Annotated in this window: 17 protein-coding genes; 10 read left to right on the forward strand and 7 right to left on the reverse strand. The window is 40.6% G+C overall.

Annotated elements, in window-relative coordinates; genetic code table 11:
• Nucleotides 1-66: 66 nt before the first annotated feature.
• The gene (locus CXF81_RS03850; RefSeq protein ID WP_101180064.1) at nucleotides 67-642 is read right to left on the reverse strand and encodes a TetR/AcrR family transcriptional regulator; all 576 of its coding nucleotides are present in this window, start codon (nucleotides 640-642) and stop codon (nucleotides 67-69) included.
• Nucleotides 643-1,073: 431 nt separating this feature from the next.
• Here CXF81_RS03850 and CXF81_RS03855 point away from each other — a divergent pair, with 431 nt between their 5' ends.
• Together CXF81_RS03855 and CXF81_RS03860 are read left to right on the forward strand one after the other, a co-directional pair.
• Nucleotides 1,074-2,780, forward strand: coding sequence for a M28 family peptidase (locus CXF81_RS03855; RefSeq protein WP_101180065.1), 1,707 nt, complete (start codon nucleotides 1,074-1,076; stop codon nucleotides 2,778-2,780).
• Between the two features lie 248 nt (nucleotides 2,781-3,028).
• The gene (locus CXF81_RS03860) at nucleotides 3,029-4,102 is read left to right on the forward strand and encodes a CDP-glycerol glycerophosphotransferase family protein (RefSeq protein WP_101180129.1); all 1,074 of its coding nucleotides are present in this window, start codon (nucleotides 3,029-3,031) and stop codon (nucleotides 4,100-4,102) included.
• 78 nt (nucleotides 4,103-4,180) lie between these two features.
• Here the strand turns inward: CXF81_RS03860 and CXF81_RS03865 are convergent, their stop codons facing one another.
• The 3 genes from CXF81_RS03865 to coaBC all read right to left on the reverse strand — a co-directional run bounded on the left by CXF81_RS03865 (nucleotide 4,181) and on the right by coaBC (nucleotide 6,525).
• Nucleotides 4,181-4,573, reverse strand: a complete 393-nt coding sequence (locus tag CXF81_RS03865; protein ID WP_101180066.1) for an adenylyltransferase/cytidyltransferase family protein — start codon at nucleotides 4,571-4,573, stop codon at nucleotides 4,181-4,183.
• Between the two features lie 114 nt (nucleotides 4,574-4,687).
• The gene (gene slmA / locus CXF81_RS03870) at nucleotides 4,688-5,281 is read right to left on the reverse strand and encodes a nucleoid occlusion factor SlmA (protein WP_101180067.1); all 594 of its coding nucleotides are present in this window, start codon (nucleotides 5,279-5,281) and stop codon (nucleotides 4,688-4,690) included.
• An 8-nt stretch (nucleotides 5,282-5,289) separates the two neighbouring features.
• Nucleotides 5,290-6,525, reverse strand: a complete 1,236-nt coding sequence (gene coaBC / locus CXF81_RS03875) for a bifunctional phosphopantothenoylcysteine decarboxylase/phosphopantothenate--cysteine ligase CoaBC (RefSeq protein WP_101180068.1) — start codon at nucleotides 6,523-6,525, stop codon at nucleotides 5,290-5,292.
• A gap of 93 nt (nucleotides 6,526-6,618) precedes the next feature.
• Between coaBC and radC the strand changes: the two genes are divergently transcribed.
• Together radC and CXF81_RS03885 are read left to right on the forward strand one after the other, a co-directional pair.
• Nucleotides 6,619-7,293, forward strand: a complete 675-nt coding sequence (gene radC, locus CXF81_RS03880) for a DNA repair protein RadC (protein WP_101180069.1) — start codon at nucleotides 6,619-6,621, stop codon at nucleotides 7,291-7,293.
• Nucleotides 7,294-7,306: 13 nt separating this feature from the next.
• Nucleotides 7,307-8,053 (forward strand): glycosyltransferase family 25 protein, encoded by a 747-nt coding sequence (locus CXF81_RS03885; protein WP_101180070.1) that lies wholly within the window; start codon nucleotides 7,307-7,309, stop codon nucleotides 8,051-8,053.
• A gap of 36 nt (nucleotides 8,054-8,089) precedes the next feature.
• Here CXF81_RS03885 and CXF81_RS03890 read toward each other — a convergent pair whose 3' ends face one another.
• Nucleotides 8,090-8,860 (reverse strand): glycosyltransferase family 25 protein, encoded by a 771-nt coding sequence (locus CXF81_RS03890; protein ID WP_101180071.1) that lies wholly within the window; start codon nucleotides 8,858-8,860, stop codon nucleotides 8,090-8,092.
• A gap of 582 nt (nucleotides 8,861-9,442) precedes the next feature.
• Here CXF81_RS03890 and rpmB point away from each other — a divergent pair.
• The 5 genes from rpmB (at nucleotide 9,443) to mutM (ending at nucleotide 12,537) form a co-directional block, all read left to right on the forward strand.
• The gene (gene rpmB / locus CXF81_RS03895; RefSeq protein WP_006008014.1) at nucleotides 9,443-9,679 is read left to right on the forward strand and encodes a 50S ribosomal protein L28; all 237 of its coding nucleotides are present in this window, start codon (nucleotides 9,443-9,445) and stop codon (nucleotides 9,677-9,679) included.
• 9 nt (nucleotides 9,680-9,688) lie between these two features.
• Complete coding sequence (gene rpmG / locus CXF81_RS03900) at nucleotides 9,689-9,844, forward strand: 50S ribosomal protein L33 (RefSeq protein ID WP_006008015.1); 156 nt, start codon at nucleotides 9,689-9,691, stop codon at nucleotides 9,842-9,844.
• A gap of 199 nt (nucleotides 9,845-10,043) precedes the next feature.
• A complete protein-coding gene (locus tag CXF81_RS03905; protein WP_101180072.1) occupies nucleotides 10,044-11,087 on the forward strand; it encodes a CDP-glycerol glycerophosphotransferase family protein in 1,044 nt (347 codons plus the stop codon).
• 149 nt (nucleotides 11,088-11,236) lie between these two features.
• Nucleotides 11,237-11,716, forward strand: coding sequence for a hypothetical protein (locus CXF81_RS03910; RefSeq protein WP_101180073.1), 480 nt, complete (start codon nucleotides 11,237-11,239; stop codon nucleotides 11,714-11,716).
• Between the two features lie 8 nt (nucleotides 11,717-11,724).
• Nucleotides 11,725-12,537: a bifunctional DNA-formamidopyrimidine glycosylase/DNA-(apurinic or apyrimidinic site) lyase gene (gene mutM, locus CXF81_RS03915; protein ID WP_101180074.1), complete on the forward strand. Its 813-nt coding sequence runs from the start codon at nucleotides 11,725-11,727 to the stop codon at nucleotides 12,535-12,537.
• Nucleotides 12,538-12,651: 114 nt separating this feature from the next.
• On the opposite strand, the gene coaD is transcribed toward mutM, so the two are convergent.
• Nucleotides 12,652-13,143 carry a pantetheine-phosphate adenylyltransferase gene (coaD, locus tag CXF81_RS03920; protein WP_101180075.1) on the reverse strand — a complete coding sequence of 164 codons (492 nt, stop codon included), beginning with the start codon at nucleotides 13,141-13,143 and terminating at the stop codon, nucleotides 12,652-12,654.
• A 156-nt stretch (nucleotides 13,144-13,299) separates the two neighbouring features.
• Between coaD and CXF81_RS03925 the strand changes: the two genes are divergently transcribed.
• Nucleotides 13,300-14,763 carry a capsule assembly Wzi family protein gene (locus CXF81_RS03925; protein WP_101180076.1) on the forward strand — a complete coding sequence of 488 codons (1,464 nt, stop codon included), beginning with the start codon at nucleotides 13,300-13,302 and terminating at the stop codon, nucleotides 14,761-14,763.
• A 16-nt stretch (nucleotides 14,764-14,779) separates the two neighbouring features.
• Here CXF81_RS03925 and CXF81_RS03930 read toward each other — a convergent pair whose 3' ends face one another.
• A complete protein-coding gene (locus CXF81_RS03930) occupies nucleotides 14,780-15,634 on the reverse strand; it encodes a 3-deoxy-D-manno-octulosonic acid kinase (RefSeq protein WP_232771770.1) in 855 nt (284 codons plus the stop codon).
• Nucleotides 15,635-15,666: the final 32 nt, after the last annotated feature.

Consider the following 15,666-nt stretch of genomic DNA (forward strand, 5'->3'; position numbering starts at 1 on the left):
ATAGGGTAATAGGGTAATAATTGTAATCCTAAATGCGTAACAAGTTGCTCAATAGTGCAGCTTGTTTCATATTTCTATACTCGACATCAGCTCGCTCATGGCAATAATGACATCGTCTTCGCCGTCTTGCAGGATGCTCGAAATAGCAAAACCTTGAGTAAAGCAGGTGAGCTGTAATGCCACCGACTCTATATTGATTGTTGATTGAATTTGTTGATGTCGTTGCGCTCTTTCTAAGCAAGCGATGAAGCACAGTTGTAACGTATCATAATAATGTCGAGCTATAGATTGGACTACTTCATCATTTCTACCTAGCTCACTAATGCAATTAACTAGTAAGCAACCTTGTTTAGATATCAACTGATGATAAGCACTAAAATAGTCGTAAATAGCTTGTGTGCCATACTCGGCACGAGCAATCAAACTTTCCTGACATGCCGACAACTGATGCTTAATGTAATATTGCAGTACGGCATGTAAAAAGCCCTGTTTGCTTTTGAATTCGATGTAAAACGCGCGCCGATTAAACTGTGTTCGCGCAATAATCTCTTCCATCGATGTTTTCGCGAAACCTTGTTGTGTAAAAATATCAGCGGCATAAGTCAGAATTTCGGGTAAATCATATTGGGCTTGTTTCGGCATGTTGGGCTTCTTTTCAGCACGTTTTGTGGCGTTTCATTTTAAGTCTATTTAGAATCGATAAACAGCCTACTAGTAACATAAGAATACACATTCTTTAATTCTACTATAGCGATATATAGCAGTCTTTTTGTTAAAAACCAAATTTGCTTGTGTTTTTCTTCTTGCTAGTTTTCCTGCTACTCTTTTTGCTACTCTTCCTATTACGTACCTCATGATGCTAACTACTTTAGAAAATGAAAATGTTACACAATATTTCAAAACCACCCTTAAGCAGCAAATTCATTTGAACTTGTGATATAACACGGCAGTAAAAATGGTGATGTTTACGCACTCAGTTTAGACTTGTAGATAGAGATAAATTGAAAAAACACCCACCAGTCATCATCATTAACCATCGAGTATCCACGATGGTTCTCTCTATGGAAAATTATATGAAGCGTCAAACACACATGTTAATAAAAGTATTCATAAAGGCGACACTCGCGGCAGCGACTAGCGTTTTAGTCTTAGGTTGCTCAGCCAATGACCAGTCCACAACAGAGGCAGCTAAAACGCAGCGCGCTTCTTTTGTGCCGACACCTAATGTAGAAAATATTAAATCGCACATGCATTTTCTAGCCGACGATTTGTTACAAGGTCGTGAAACTGGGTCACAAGGTCATGAAATTGCGTCTTTGTATATTGCCGGTGAATTTGCTAAATATGGTTTAAAACCGGCGGGCGACCAAGTTGATGGCAAAACAAGCTTTGTACAACGCATAAATTTTCGCAAAGGTTTACTGGTTCAAGAGTCACCTAGTTTCAAGGTTGAGGGCCCTAACGAAAACTTTGAATTATCTTATCCAGATGACTTTTTAAGTAGTCCTGATTTAGTCTCAACTGAATCTGACGTGACCGCGCCACTGGTCTTCGTTGGATATGGCATTGTTGCCCCAAACCTAAATCACGATGATTACGCAGGGCTAGACGTTACAGGTAAAATCGTGGTCGCGCTGTCAGGCAAGCCTAGGTCATTCCCTTCTGAAGAGGGGGCTCATGTTGCTTCTAGTTCGCAAAAGTCAACGTATGCAGTGGAGCATGGTGCCGTTGGTTATATTACGCTAACAACACCGAGTAATGAAAAAGTAAGGCCTTACAAGAACTCGCTTAACTACATTTATTCACCCCGTATGCGTTGGGTCCAAAACAATGGCATTCCAGCTAACGTCAACCCTGAATTAAAAGGGGCTGCTTATTTGAGCTTACCAGCCGCAGAAAAATTGTTTGCTCAGGGTCCAACGCCCATTGACGACATATTTGCTCAATTAGAAAAGGATGAATCACCACTAGGATTTGAGCTACCGCTAACCGTTAGCTTACAAAGACAAACCACACATGAAGATCTCACAAGTCCAAATGTAGTGGCTATTTTAGAGGGCAGTGACCCAATATTAAAAAATGAATATATCGTTTTTTCAGCGCATTCTGATCATATCGGGATTGCTAAAACCGTGAAAAAGGACAAAATTAATAACGGTGCTATGGATAACGCCAGCGGTACCTCTGTATTAATGGAAACGGCACGTATATTTGCCAATTTACCGACGCCACCAAAACGTTCAATTATCTTCATTGCGGTAACAGGGGAGGAAAAAGGACTATTGGGTGCGGACTACTTCGCACGTAACCCAACCGTGCCGGTGGGCAGTATGGTTGCTAACGTAAACTTAGATATGCCTATCCTCACTTATGAGTTTGCCGACATTATCGCGTTTGGTGCAAATCACAGTTCGATGAAGTCTTCTGTAGAAGCTGCTGCGAAGTATGTAGGACTTACATTAAGTGATGACCCTTGGCCAGAGCAAAATTTGTTTACACGCTCCGATCACTACAGTTTTGTGAAGCAAGGTATTCCAGCCGTATTCTTAGTACCGGGTTTGCAAGCTAAGGACCCTAATGTCGATGGCAGTAAGGTATTTGGTGAATTTTTATCTACAAATTACCATAAACCAGGTGACGATATGACTCAAGCATTTAAGTGGGAAGCGGCTAAAACATTTACTGAAGTAAACTTTCAAATTGGCTTAGCCTTGGCAAATCAAGCACAAAAACCCACTTGGAATGAAGGTGACTTCTTTGGCGAAACGTTTGCCAAATGAGTGGTAGGTATTAGACCAAAAATAGGCAAAACCATGGCTCACATTGAGCCGTGGTTTTGATATTTCACTTACGGTATTAATGCACGCTATCGGGGGTGGTGTTAAAGATATAGTTCGACCGTGTTTTGCTTTTTAAAAATAATTTTTTATTCCACCTAAGGCCTGTTTCTAGGTAAACTAATGTCGAATGTTACACCGCGTTAATTTCTGATATGGTTGATAGTAATATTGACATTAATAGCGATAATATGAAAACTGTTTATTTCGACCTCTTACATTTATACTACCTGCCGCAATTTTTACCTGTCGCTCAGGCTTTGTGGGATAAAGGAACTAAGGTACTGTTTGTTGTTTATGTTGAGAATGACGTCATTGATATCACCAAGAAAGCGATTAATGACGAAGGTTTTGATTACGTCACCGTAAGTGATAAAAAATCGGCAATCGAGTATTATTTTCAGCATAAACCCGATTGGATTATTTTTGGTAAAGCGCCCGCTACTATTTACAACGCCCTCAACGATACGTCTATCAAAATGGCTTTTATGCAACACGGCATAGGTCCAAAAGCTTGTTATTATTCGTCTAGTGAATTTCCGTTTGATGTCAGGTTTGTTGAAGGGGATACACGTAAACAACGGCTGCAAGAAATGTTTCCAAAAGGAACGTTCGTCGATGTTGGTTATGCCAAGTTAGACCCATTATTCAATGGTGTCGAGCAAGCTATATCTTTAACATCTTTGGGCCTAGACCCAAACAAAAAAACATTGCTGTATGCACCCACTTTTTATCCTTCTAGCATTGAATGTTTTGGTGAAGACTGGCCGCAGGACTTAGCTAATTATAATTTAATAATAAAACCTCATTTTTTCAGCCTGACTAAATCGAAATATCGAAAACAGCAGGCTTTATTAGAGAAGTGGTCTAGCTACGATAATGTCTATCTTGGTTCAGTAGACTGCTATTCATTGTTACCTTTTATGCAAGTTTCTGATGTTCTTTTATCTGAAGCGTCATCAACTGTATTTGAATTTGCAGCGTTAGATAAACCCGTTGTTTGGTGTGATTTCTACCATGTTAGATGGAGCTACAAAGGACTCTTTAAATTCAGGTTTACGAAGCGTATGGACAAAGATATCGGTTTATTTGAGGAGCTGTGTGAGCGCGCAAAAACGCCAAGTGAGGTGTTATCAAAAGTTCAGTATTGTTTGGCCAATAAAGAAGAAAAATCAGCATTGAGACAAAAGATTACATTCTCGATGGCGGGTAGAACAGATGGAAAATGCAGTGAGCGTATTGTTCATTTTTTGTTAGAAAATTAACGCCGATAGCTGTCAATTCAAACCCGCTTTGTGCAACATAATTTATCTTCTCAAATGGGCATAACGCAAGCGTTGCTGCTAAATATCTTTAATAACTTCGATAATTTCAGTAGTTGAAATAGACGGTGTTCTGGTGAGGTATTTTACCTCACAAATATCTGTAAATTGGTCGAATTTGCCGGTCCAATCATCGCCCATTACTAAAATATCAGCTTGATGCTCAATAATATATTTACGCTTTAAATCTAAGGACTCTTCTACAAATACTTGATCTATATATTTAATTGCATGAAGAATGTTCATTCTGCTCCTTAGCGGATAAATAGGATTGCGGCCTTTTTTACTGAAATTAAGCTGGTCGGATGAAATGCCAACAACCAAACGGTCGCCCATTTCTCTGGACCGACGTAGTATATTTACATGACCCGAATGAAACACATCAAAGGTGCCAAAAGTAATGACGGTTTTCAGTTTCGTGTGCCCCTCAAAATTTAACGTGAATGCAACGTAGATGAATGCTAGTGAAATAAACGGGATTCACAACGAGAGTGTTTAAACACGCTACATTTACTTATCAGGATTACCCTAGTTTGCAAAATAATGATTTTTAATTGCTAACCAATGCTCACCGAACTGATGGGTTGGTGTGCGTTGAAATTTAGTGCGAACAAACTGGTTAATTTTACCATCGACAAAGCAAATCAGCATGTTAGCAAGAATAGCTTCATCTACATCCAACGACTTGCCTTCACGCAATTTACGTTCACGTAATATCTGTTTAAGTTGCGATTCTAAGCGTTCAAATAATTTTGCGATACGTTCGCGCAAGCGTTCTTGTTCTCCTAGCAATGCATCACCATTAAGCAAACGCGTAATTCCTGGGTTTTTTTCAGCAAAACCAAGAATGAGATGCAATATTAGCTGACAACGCGTTGCTGCTTCTTTTTCTTCATCCATAATTTTGTTGATGCGAGAAAAGAGGGTTTCTTCAATGAATTCAATCAAACCTTCGAACATACGCGCTTTGCTTGGGAAGTGACGATATAAAGCTGCTTCCGAAACGCCGACTTGCTCAGCTAATTTAGCTGTTGTAATTCTCTGACCATGATTGCTTTCTAACATTCCTGCGAGGGCTTGCAGTATCTGCGCGCGCCTGTTGGGTCTTTTTGTTGCGGGCATGATGGTACCTATTTGCTTTTCTTATTATTTTGACTGGCTGAATATTCACTACTCAACAACTTCAACAACTCAATGGCGAGTGTGTATTTACTGGCAGCCGGTAGGCTGACTTTACTATTCTTACTAATAACCGTTAAGGCATTTCGATCAGAATTAAATCCCAAACCAGATAATGACACATCATTGGCCGCTATCATATTTAATTTTTTGCGCGCAAGTTTGCTTTTTGCGTAGGCTTCAATATCATTTGTTTCGGCTGCGAAACCCAGTGTAAAGGGCGGGTTTGCTTGTGCCGCAACTACCTGAAGAATATCCGGGTTGGGCTCGAATGAAAGCGTTAATATACCGTCTTTTTTCTTCACTTTATGCGTTGGGATGTCGGCAAGTCTAAAATCAGCAACGGCAGCACAAGCAATAAAGATGTCTTGTTGTTGAATATCGCGCATGACGGCATCGTGCATTTCCTGTGCACTGGTGACGGAAATGAGCTCAACGTTTGGCGGCGCGGAGATACTTACCGGACCCGAAACGAGAGTCACATGGGCACCCATTTTGCGCGCTGCTTCAGCTATTGCATAGCCCATTTTTCCGGAGCTATGATTTGATATATAACGCACTGGATCCAATGCTTCTCGGGTTGGCCCAGCCGTGACCATTATTTTTTTGCCTGCAAATAGAGCCGGCGCTTCATTTGCTTGCCCTGCAAAATAATCAGCAACGAAGGCAACAATATCTTCAGGTTCAGTCATGCGACCATAGCCTATATCACCACACGCTTGTTGGCCGCTGGCAGGACCAATTTGCATGACGCCTCGGTGTTGCAGTTTTAGCAGATTCTCAGTGGTTGCGGGCGCAGCCCACATTTGCTGATTCATCGCCGGTGCAATGACTATTGGCGCTGCAGTGGCCAATGCCAGGGTTGTTAACAGATCGTCTGCGAGGCCGTGTGTGAGTTTGGCCATAACGTTAGCAGTTGCTGGAGCAATAACAAAAATATCTGCCCAACGAGCAAGCTCAATATGACCCATCGCAGCTTCAGCATCTTCATCCAGTAAGCTGTTACTTATTTTATTCCCAGATACTGCCTGTAAGGCCAATGGACTGACGAATTCCTTTGCAGAATCAGTCATAACAACTCTCACATTTGCGCCTTGAGCTATAAATTTACGAACAAGGTCGGGAGTTTTGTAGGCGGCTATGCCACCACTAATACCAAGTAAAACGTTCTTTTGTTCAAGTTGCATATTTTGCTATAGCGAGTACAACTGTGCGTTGCATTCGTTCATCAAAGGGATAGATGGATAGCATTGTGACAAAGTTAACCAAGGAATGGAAACATGAAAATGACTAATTGGCCTAAATATGAACGCCCAAGAGAAAAGTTACTGCAATTTGGTGCTGAAGCATTGTCTGACGCCGAGCTACTTGCCATCGTTCTAAATACTGGCGTGAAAGGTAAAAATGCACTTGAAATTGCGCGTGAGACCTTGAATTCTTATGGTTCTGTGCGTGGTTTAATGAACGCACGTAAAAGCCAACTTACGGCTAGTTTAGGGTTTGGTGTAGCAAAATATGCAACCCTGACGGCTTGCTTTGAGTTAACTAAACGCTCGCTCGCTGAAAACTTACAAAAACCACATTGTTTCACCCAAGCGGATGCTGCTTCAAACTATTTATTGGCTGAATTGCGAGATAAGCCACACGAAGTCTTTTCAATGTTATTGCTCAATAGTCAACATCAACTCATTGCGTTCAGGCATATGTTTAGAGGCACAATTAACAGCGCTGCAGTGTATCCTCGAGAATTAGTTAAACAAGCCCTAGAGGACAATGCAGCCGCAGTTATTTTAGCCCACAATCATCCCAGCGGAGTTGCAGAACCTAGCCAAGCAGACATACAAATAACCAAGAGAATTAAGCAAGCCATGGAATTAATCGACGTTAGAGTATTAGATCACTTTGTTATCGGCGACGGAACTGCGGTATCATTTGCGCAAAGAGGTTTGTTATAGTTTTATATTGCACATGAAAAAATGGAAAATTTGTTTAATTAATTTGGCAAGGTCTACGGATAGACTAGCAGCCTGTGCGCGTCAGCTTGAAGCTCATAGTTTGTCTTTTGACCGTGTTGAGGCTGTAAACGGTGATACGCTAGATGTGTCTACGGTCAACGCTTTGTACAATTTTAGTGATGCTTCGTATCATAAGCACATGACTAGCGGTGAGTTAGGCTGTTATCTAAGTCACGTGCGTGTATGGCAAAAAATCGTTGATGAGCAGTTGGACTATGGTGTTATTTTAGAAGACGATATATTACTGCAAGACCATATTAAACAGGGTTTAGAGGCGATTAAAGATATACAGCAGCCTTGGGATTTAATTAAGTTAGCTGAAGAGCCCGTTAAACGTAAAGCGGTACATCAAATTCCAGTTGGTGATTTTTCGTTGATTACTTACAATAAGATACCGAGTAGAGCTTGTGCGCAAGCTATTAGTTTAAGCGGAGCTCAAAAACTGTTAGCAACGAGCGCTAATATTAATCGGCCTATTGACATTGAATTACAATATTGGTGGAAATCCCAATTGAATGTGTTTGGGCTAAAGCCATACATAGTAAAAGTAAATCATGATGAAGTTAGTGAAATTGATCGTCATCTTAATCGTAACAAGGCGACACAAAGCTTTTTTAAAAAAGTAGTGAGTGGGTTCTATTTTCTCTTTAAAAATAAAAAAGAGTTAAAAAAGCGTATACAAAAATTAAACCAGCAATAGCGGTTTGGCAGTAACCAACTGCTGCGGATATTTAAATTACCGTTGCTTTTGAATAGAAGACACTTCTGATAGTTCCCCCCTTAAAAACATGGGTTTTTTACAAGCAAAAACGCGATTGCTGTCAAGCCCTTCAGCGTAATAAAAAATTCTGTCTGCTTGCAATTTCACAGGCTGTTGATAATCACAATAATATTTAGCGGCATCTAAAGAAATACTATATGCATGAGCTCCAGACAGCCGGCCTGCGAGATAAAAATGGGTGTTGTATGGTCGCATCAACATTTTGTCTATCAATGACAATGAGACTGTATGCCAGTTAGAAATTCTCAAATAGTGATATATTTTGTATATTTGACGCCTCAACAGCCCCTTGGTATCTGCATAATGAGAACCATAGTAGTCAAATAGCACTACTTTCCAATCCTCAGGTAAAGTCGCAATGCGTTGCGTAAAGTAGTTAAGCTCTTGCAGATCAGGAACAGCATCATCTTCAAATATGAGTACACGTTGCAGATTATTGTCCAGCATATGTTGGTAGATACCGCGATGTGAGCAAGCGCAAGCATATTCAGATAAAGACATAGAGCGATGCGTTCTTTTTATGTTTTGATGAGATTCATTATCATATTGACTATTATCAAGCAAAACACGGTCGTCTAATTTTCTTTTGTCGGTCCCAAACCAAAATTCAAAATTCAGTCCTTGCATATTTTGCTTAATGCTATTTTGCCTCGCCTCATAACCGTCAAGCGTAATAACAAATATTCCGTCGAAATAATGATTTAGTGGAGTAAAAACATCGGACATAAGTACCCTTATCTGTACAAATTGATTTAGTTTAAAAGTTACACGTCAAATTTTAACGTTGTTTTTCGCTATTAACTGCGTCGCAAGTCTGCTGAATTTCCTTGAAAAATCAAGTCAAATCCATATAAACACATCTTAATATCCAAGTAATCCAAATATATACTTATTTTGTGGGAGTATTAAAAATAACTAAATAGAGTGTATTGCCTCAATCGAAGCAAATATCTAAGCAGTTGCCCAAACTATTTTGCGTTTCACAAAAAGGCACTATTTAATAAAAAAGAACTGCTATGCAACATCAATAGTTTGCTATACTACGTGCGGCGATATAGCCATTATTACTAGAATATTGATCAAAAATAAAAGCGCTCAGTTGAATAGTTTGTAATGATTTTTGCGACCTCTGGAAGCAAAAATAGACCGCTAATCCGTTAAAAATGCAAAAAACAGCTTAAAAGCGAAGTTTTTGTTGAATTAAAGTGGCGTTTACTGTATAAAATGCGCCCTCATTATTAAAGACGTTTAACAGCAATTTTTGTTTGCTTGGGTTAGACGGCAAACAGTTTTTCTGGAGACAATAAGATGTCAAAAGTTTGTATAGTTACAGGTAAGCGTCCTGCAGTTGGTAACAACCGCTCACACGCTAGAAACGCGACTCGTCGTCGCTTTTTGCCAAATCTTCAAACTCACCGTTTTTGGGTTGAGAGCGAGACCCGTTTTGTGAAATTACGCCTAACCACTAAAGGTATGCGTATTATTGATAAGAAGGGCATTGATACAGTATTAGCTGATATCCGTGCTCGTGGCGAGAAAGTTTAAGGAATTACCATGAGAGATAAAATTAAATTAGTTTCTTCTGCTGGTACTGGTTTTTACTACACCACAGACAAAAATAAACGCAACATGCCGGGCAAAATGGAGATCAAGAAGTTTGATCCTAAAATTCGCCAACACGTTATGTTCAAGGAAGCAAAAATCAAGTAATTAACTTGCTTTTCGTCTCTAAAAAAACCTAGCTTTTGCTGGGTTTTTTGTTTTTAGACTTCACCCCAGCCACTTTTATGCAAACAGCTCAAGCACCAAAAATCATGCAAGCAAACAAACGTGCCGTTGATAAACACTATTGATCAATTGCGCTGCAACCTGTCTAATAAGCACAGATGTCGTTCTAGTTAATGGTCCAATGAAGAAATATCTGTTTTACATCTCTCAAAATTACTCCTTTGAAGTTTTGCGGCCTTTGCAAAATGAAATTAGGCGTCAGGGTGGTGAGGTTGCCTGGTTTGCCGAAGGTGCAAACGTGAACGTTTCTTTTTTTAGACCAAATGAGCAAGTGATTGCTTGTATAGCAGGCGCAATCGCATTCAACCCATTTGCCGTTTTTGTCCCCGGAAATATGGTTCCCACTTTTTTACCTGGTTTGAAAGTGTGTATCTTCCACGGTTTTGTCGGTTTCAAAAAGCGCAAGAAAGATAATGTAAACTATCATTTTATTATTAGAGATTGTTTTGATTTATATTGCACGCACGGTCAATCATCAACAGCCACATTCGAAGCGTTAGCGGCAAAGCATAAACACTTCCAAGTCATAGAAACGGGCTACTGTAAAATGGACCCGTATTTTTCATCCTCCCTAGTCAGTAAAAAGGTAAATCAAAAGCCAGTCATTTTGTTTAGCTCGACATTTTCGCTAAGAATGACGCAAGCACCCACTTTATTACCTTATATTGACAAGCTATCGCGTCATTCTAAGTGGAAATGGATAGTCACTTTTCACCCTAAAATGGCTAAAGAAACAGTTGCAGCATATAAAAATATTCAACATGACAACCTCACATTTTTAGAAACAGATGAGCTCGCACCGTATATGGTTGAAGCTGATCTGATGCTCGGCGATAACTCGTCAATGATTACCGACTATCTTTTATTAAATAAACCGGTTGTCACTATTAACAATGAAGCACCAACACCTTACTTACACAATATTACTAACCCAGAAGAGCTTGAAAGTGCGATTGAATATGCCTTAACACAACCCGATGAGCTAATGAAGGAAATTCGAGACTTTACTCAATACACCCATCCATATACAGATGGCAAGTCGTCACAAAGAGTTTTGCAGGCCGTTGATAACGCCGCCACTGATTTACAAAAAATGAAAAATAAGCCAAACAACTTTATTCGTAATTTAAAAGCCAGAAATAAATTTGGCTATTGGACGTTTTAACTTGAGTTAACAACATATCAACGCAAAGAAAGTCAGGCGCTTAAAATGATACGATTTACACATTGACTATTACGCACAAATTGACATCCATCAGACAGTAGATAAAAGCCTTTTAGGCGTAATTAAAAAGAATAAAACGAGGGAACGCAATGCTTCGACTATCTCAAAAAGGATGGAATAACGTTATTATTTTTACCATGTTAGCAATGATCCTGATGTTAAATATCAGCAGCTTCGATTCTGATGACTCCCAGTTACCGCAACCGATAATAGAACAAGGAGCCATTCTATTGAGTCTGCAGATTGATCAAGATGTTATTGAGCGCGCTGGTCAAACGTGGCGTTTTTCTTCTTCGAGTCCTATGGCAAGCACTGCTGCATTAGAAGGACAAGCAGGCGCATTAGCCGCATTAGTCAATAATTGGCAGAGAGCACTGGTTAAATCACAACGTGAGGTCAGCGCTGAATTACTCAAATCCCCCGACTTTGTGGTGGTTTTATGGTTAGCAGGTGAACGAAACGGCCGTGTTTTATCTATTAAGACTATTCACCAACAAACTTATTTAATGCTCGACAACGAAGTCATGTTATTGGACTTCCCAACAGTCGAACAACTTACTCAGTGGTAACATAATCCATGCCCGAATTACCTGAAGTCGAAGTCACTAAGCTTGGTATTGCCCCGTTTTTAGAAGGCAATGTCATTAGCAAAATAGCCGTTTATCAACCACAGTTGCGTTGGATGGTGCCGGATGAGGTCCAGTTAGCCTGCCAACAAGCAATCAATTCAGTAACGCGTCGAGCCAAGTACCTTTTTATTAATACGGATGTTGGCGCCTTGGTTATGCACTTGGGGATGTCTGGAAAGATGCGCGTGGTAGATATAGGCCTTCCTCGCAAAAAGCATGACCATATAGAAATTGAGTTAGTGACGGGTAAAAAGCTCGTCTTTAATGATGCTCGTCGTTTTGGTTCGTGCTTGTGGCAGTCACCAACTGAATTGCCATTGAAGATATTGCGTTCGTTGGGACCAGAGCCGTTAACCGATGAGTTTGACGCCAGTGTGTTATTTAGCAAATCACGGGGTAAGGTATCGCCGGTGAAGAGCTTCATCATGGATAATGCGGTTGTTGTTGGTGTGGGTAATATTTATGCCAATGAATCGTTATTCAAGTCGGGTATTGACCCAAGGCGAGCGGCGGGTAAAGTCAGTTTAAAACGCTATAAATTGCTTACCAATAATATTAAAGAAGTATTGGCCAGCGCCATTAATCAGGGAGGAACAACGCTTAAAGATTTTGCACAAGCAGACGGCAGCCCCGGCTACTTTGCGCAGCATTTACTGGTTTATGGTCGTGCGGGTGATGACTGTGAGGTGTGTCAAAGACCGATCCGCTCGGTGGTTATTGGACAACGAAATACATTTTATTGCATTCAATGCCAAAAATAGCCTGTGGGCTTGCGGCTAAATTTTGAGCTTTGGAACTAAACTTGGGGCCTATAGATAAACAGCCCCAAGTGAACAAATCAAACCTCGCTAGTGCTTGCTAGTGTGCCATCATCATTATCCATTTTTATGTAACCTCTGTTGCAATGCCGCTAATACCTCTGGTGCGCAAAAACCACTAACATCGCCATTATGCAATGCCACTTCCTTCACTATGGTGGAAGAAATAAATGAGTTCTCTTCAGATGGGGTTAGAAACACACTCTCAAGTTCACTGTTGAGTCGTCGATTCATATTAGCCAGTTGAAATTCATATTCAAAATCTGATACTGCACGTAAACCACGAATAAGAATATTAGCGTTTTCAGTTCTAGCTAAATCGGCTAGTAAGCCAGTAAAGCCCTTTACTTCCACGTTAGGCAAGTGACGAGTCACTTGCCTAACCATATTGACCCTTTCTTCTAGACTGAATAACGGCTGCTTATTAGGGTTGCATGCAATAGCTATCATGACGTGTGAGAACATTTTCGATGCTCTAGCGATAAGATCGGCATGACCGTTAGTGATGGGGTCAAAAGTGCCAGGATAAATCGCTTTTATTTGTGTCATAACTACTGCGCCTGTGGTGTTTGTTTTGAATGGGAACAGACAGTAACTGAAAGCAGATAATAATTGCAATTAATTATCGATAAAAAGTGTTTAACTCTAGGCCAATGCGCTAACATTGGTGCCGGATTTATTTATTAACACGGATTGGGTTATTTTGTGATTTTTCGCGTCTTCGCTATTCTTTTTTTAGCTCTTGCTTTTAACGCTCCAGTACTGGGTTCGCCTTGGGTTGGCACGGTTGACAAGCAACTGCACTATGACCTGCAAACATTGCAAGAATGGGGCTACTTAGATGCCACCGTGCTTACTTTTCCCGTTCCTTGGAAGGGTGTTGCCGATCAAATACTCTCATTGGACGAAGGTAAAATGCAGCCAATGCCAAGACAAGCGGCACAACGACTGCGCTATTACTTGAATTTACAAAAGCAAGAAAGACGCAGAACCTTCTTGGAACTGCAAGCGTCAAGTGACCAGCCCAGACTAACCTCGTTTGATGGTATCAGTGATGTGAAAGCGTCGGCTAAAGTGACCAACGAGTTTTATTGGGGGCGCTTAAGTGGGCAGTTAAGTGTTAACTATCAATCGGGCGGCGAGAAAAATCTCGACAACAGTTTTTTAGCCTATCAATTTGGGGCTTGGAATATCCGTGCAGGCTCGATTGATCAATGGTGGGGACCCGGTCAGTCGAGTAGTCTGATATTGTCGAACAACACAAGACCTATCCCAACCGTTGCGTTATCGCGTTCATCAGCAGTCGCCTCTAAAAGCCCGTGGTTGTCTTGGTTAGGCCCTTGGTATTTTACCAGTCAACTTGGCCAACTTGAAAGTGACAGAGCGGTACCTAATACTAATTTATTGTTAAATCGTTTCACCTTTAGCCCGTTCAAACGCTTTGAGTTTGGTGCTTCTTGGGCGGCAATGTGGGGCGGTGAAGGTCAGCCTAGCAGCTTAGGAGATTTTATCGATGTCATTACATTTAAAGCTGTTTGCACTCGAAATCGTGATGTTTGTGGTGATGAAGACTTAACCAAACAAGGTAATCATCTTGCCGGGTTTGATATAAAATATAGCTTTGACCTTTTTGAACGTCCTATTTCAGTGTATGCCCAGCGTATTGGTGAAGACGCCGTAGATGGTATTAATATTACGGATCAAGCCAATTTAGTTGGTATTTCTACTTATTTTGCGAATGCCAAAGTGTACATTGAAACCAGTGATACCAACATTGCATGCGCTGGAAATGGCAGCACTATTACCAATTGCTATTATGAAAATGGCGTATATAGCAGTGGTTATCGCTTTAGAGGAAGAGTCATCGGCAGTACCTTTGACAGTGATGTTAAACAAATTACCGTAGGCGCTAATATCCGTTTTGATGGTGGCGCTATTGCTGAGATTATTTTGCGTAAAGCCGAGTTAAACCCAGATGGTACGAGACCTTCTCCAGTGCTTACCAGTGATGTTACCGAAGACGTAGTGCAAGTGAGTGGGTTTTATCAGCGTCCATTTGGCGACTGGTTATTAAAAGCGGGCGGTAGTATTGAATCACGTCAGTTTGTGACTAAAGATAACGAAGTTGACGCATTGCTCTATTTTAGCGCGACTTACGCATTTGATTAGTGGCTAATTTAGGTCATCAAGATTGATATCCTCGTTCAATCGACGTCCAACAAGATTCATCATAATAATAGGGCGAGTATTTCGCCCTTTGTTTTTCTAAAGAACGTTTAAATCTGACTAAATTAGCGCGCTTCCACTTGTCACCATTGCGGATAGCGCAACCATCGAAATCCAATAAGTAGATAGTTATACTTTGTTCGTCTGCGTTGTCGGTGTTGTCCTGTGCTTTCACCAATGGGTCTGACGTTTCGCCGTTGTTAGCTTCTCTTGCCACTGTTTTTTCTTGTCTGTAAGCGGGGGCTTGTAACAATACATTTTTCACATTGATATCATAATGACACGCTTGTAAGTCATGCATTTTGCGTAATGTTACGCCTATTCTCTCCCATACAGCCTGTTGAAGTGCTTGCTGTAATATATATTCATGCAACTCTTGTGCTCGCGGAATAGTGCCGGTAATGACATCTGCTGTATAAGTGAAACTCGTGTGTTTGATCCTCGCTGCTATGGGCTTAGGCACATTTAAACCGGCAGCGTGTAACGTAGCCAGTAAATTGAGCTCTTTATAAGGGCGAGATTGCTGTGTTTGTTTAAATAGAAACGCGTCGTTTGACAACTTAGCGACTAAACCACCCCGATAATAGTGACGTAAAACACAGTTCTCTCCTAATATAAAAAAAAAGTAAACTAACCCGCGCCCAGAAGCGGTATGTGTAATTAAGTTTTCAGCCATTAACCAGCTAGGATCAAAGCATTTTTGAAGACTTAGCAAATCATCATTTAGCGCATCAGAGGAAGGTGTCCAAGTACTTTGTTTGGGCACTAAAATAAACTCATTTAGCCCCACAGGAAAGGTCTCGATCATTGACATATTGGTGCTGCGCGCTTCAAAAACTAATAATA

This window comes from Glaciecola sp. 33A (assembly GCF_002836745.1).
Taxonomy (GTDB): Bacteria; Pseudomonadota; Gammaproteobacteria; order Enterobacterales; family Alteromonadaceae; genus Glaciecola.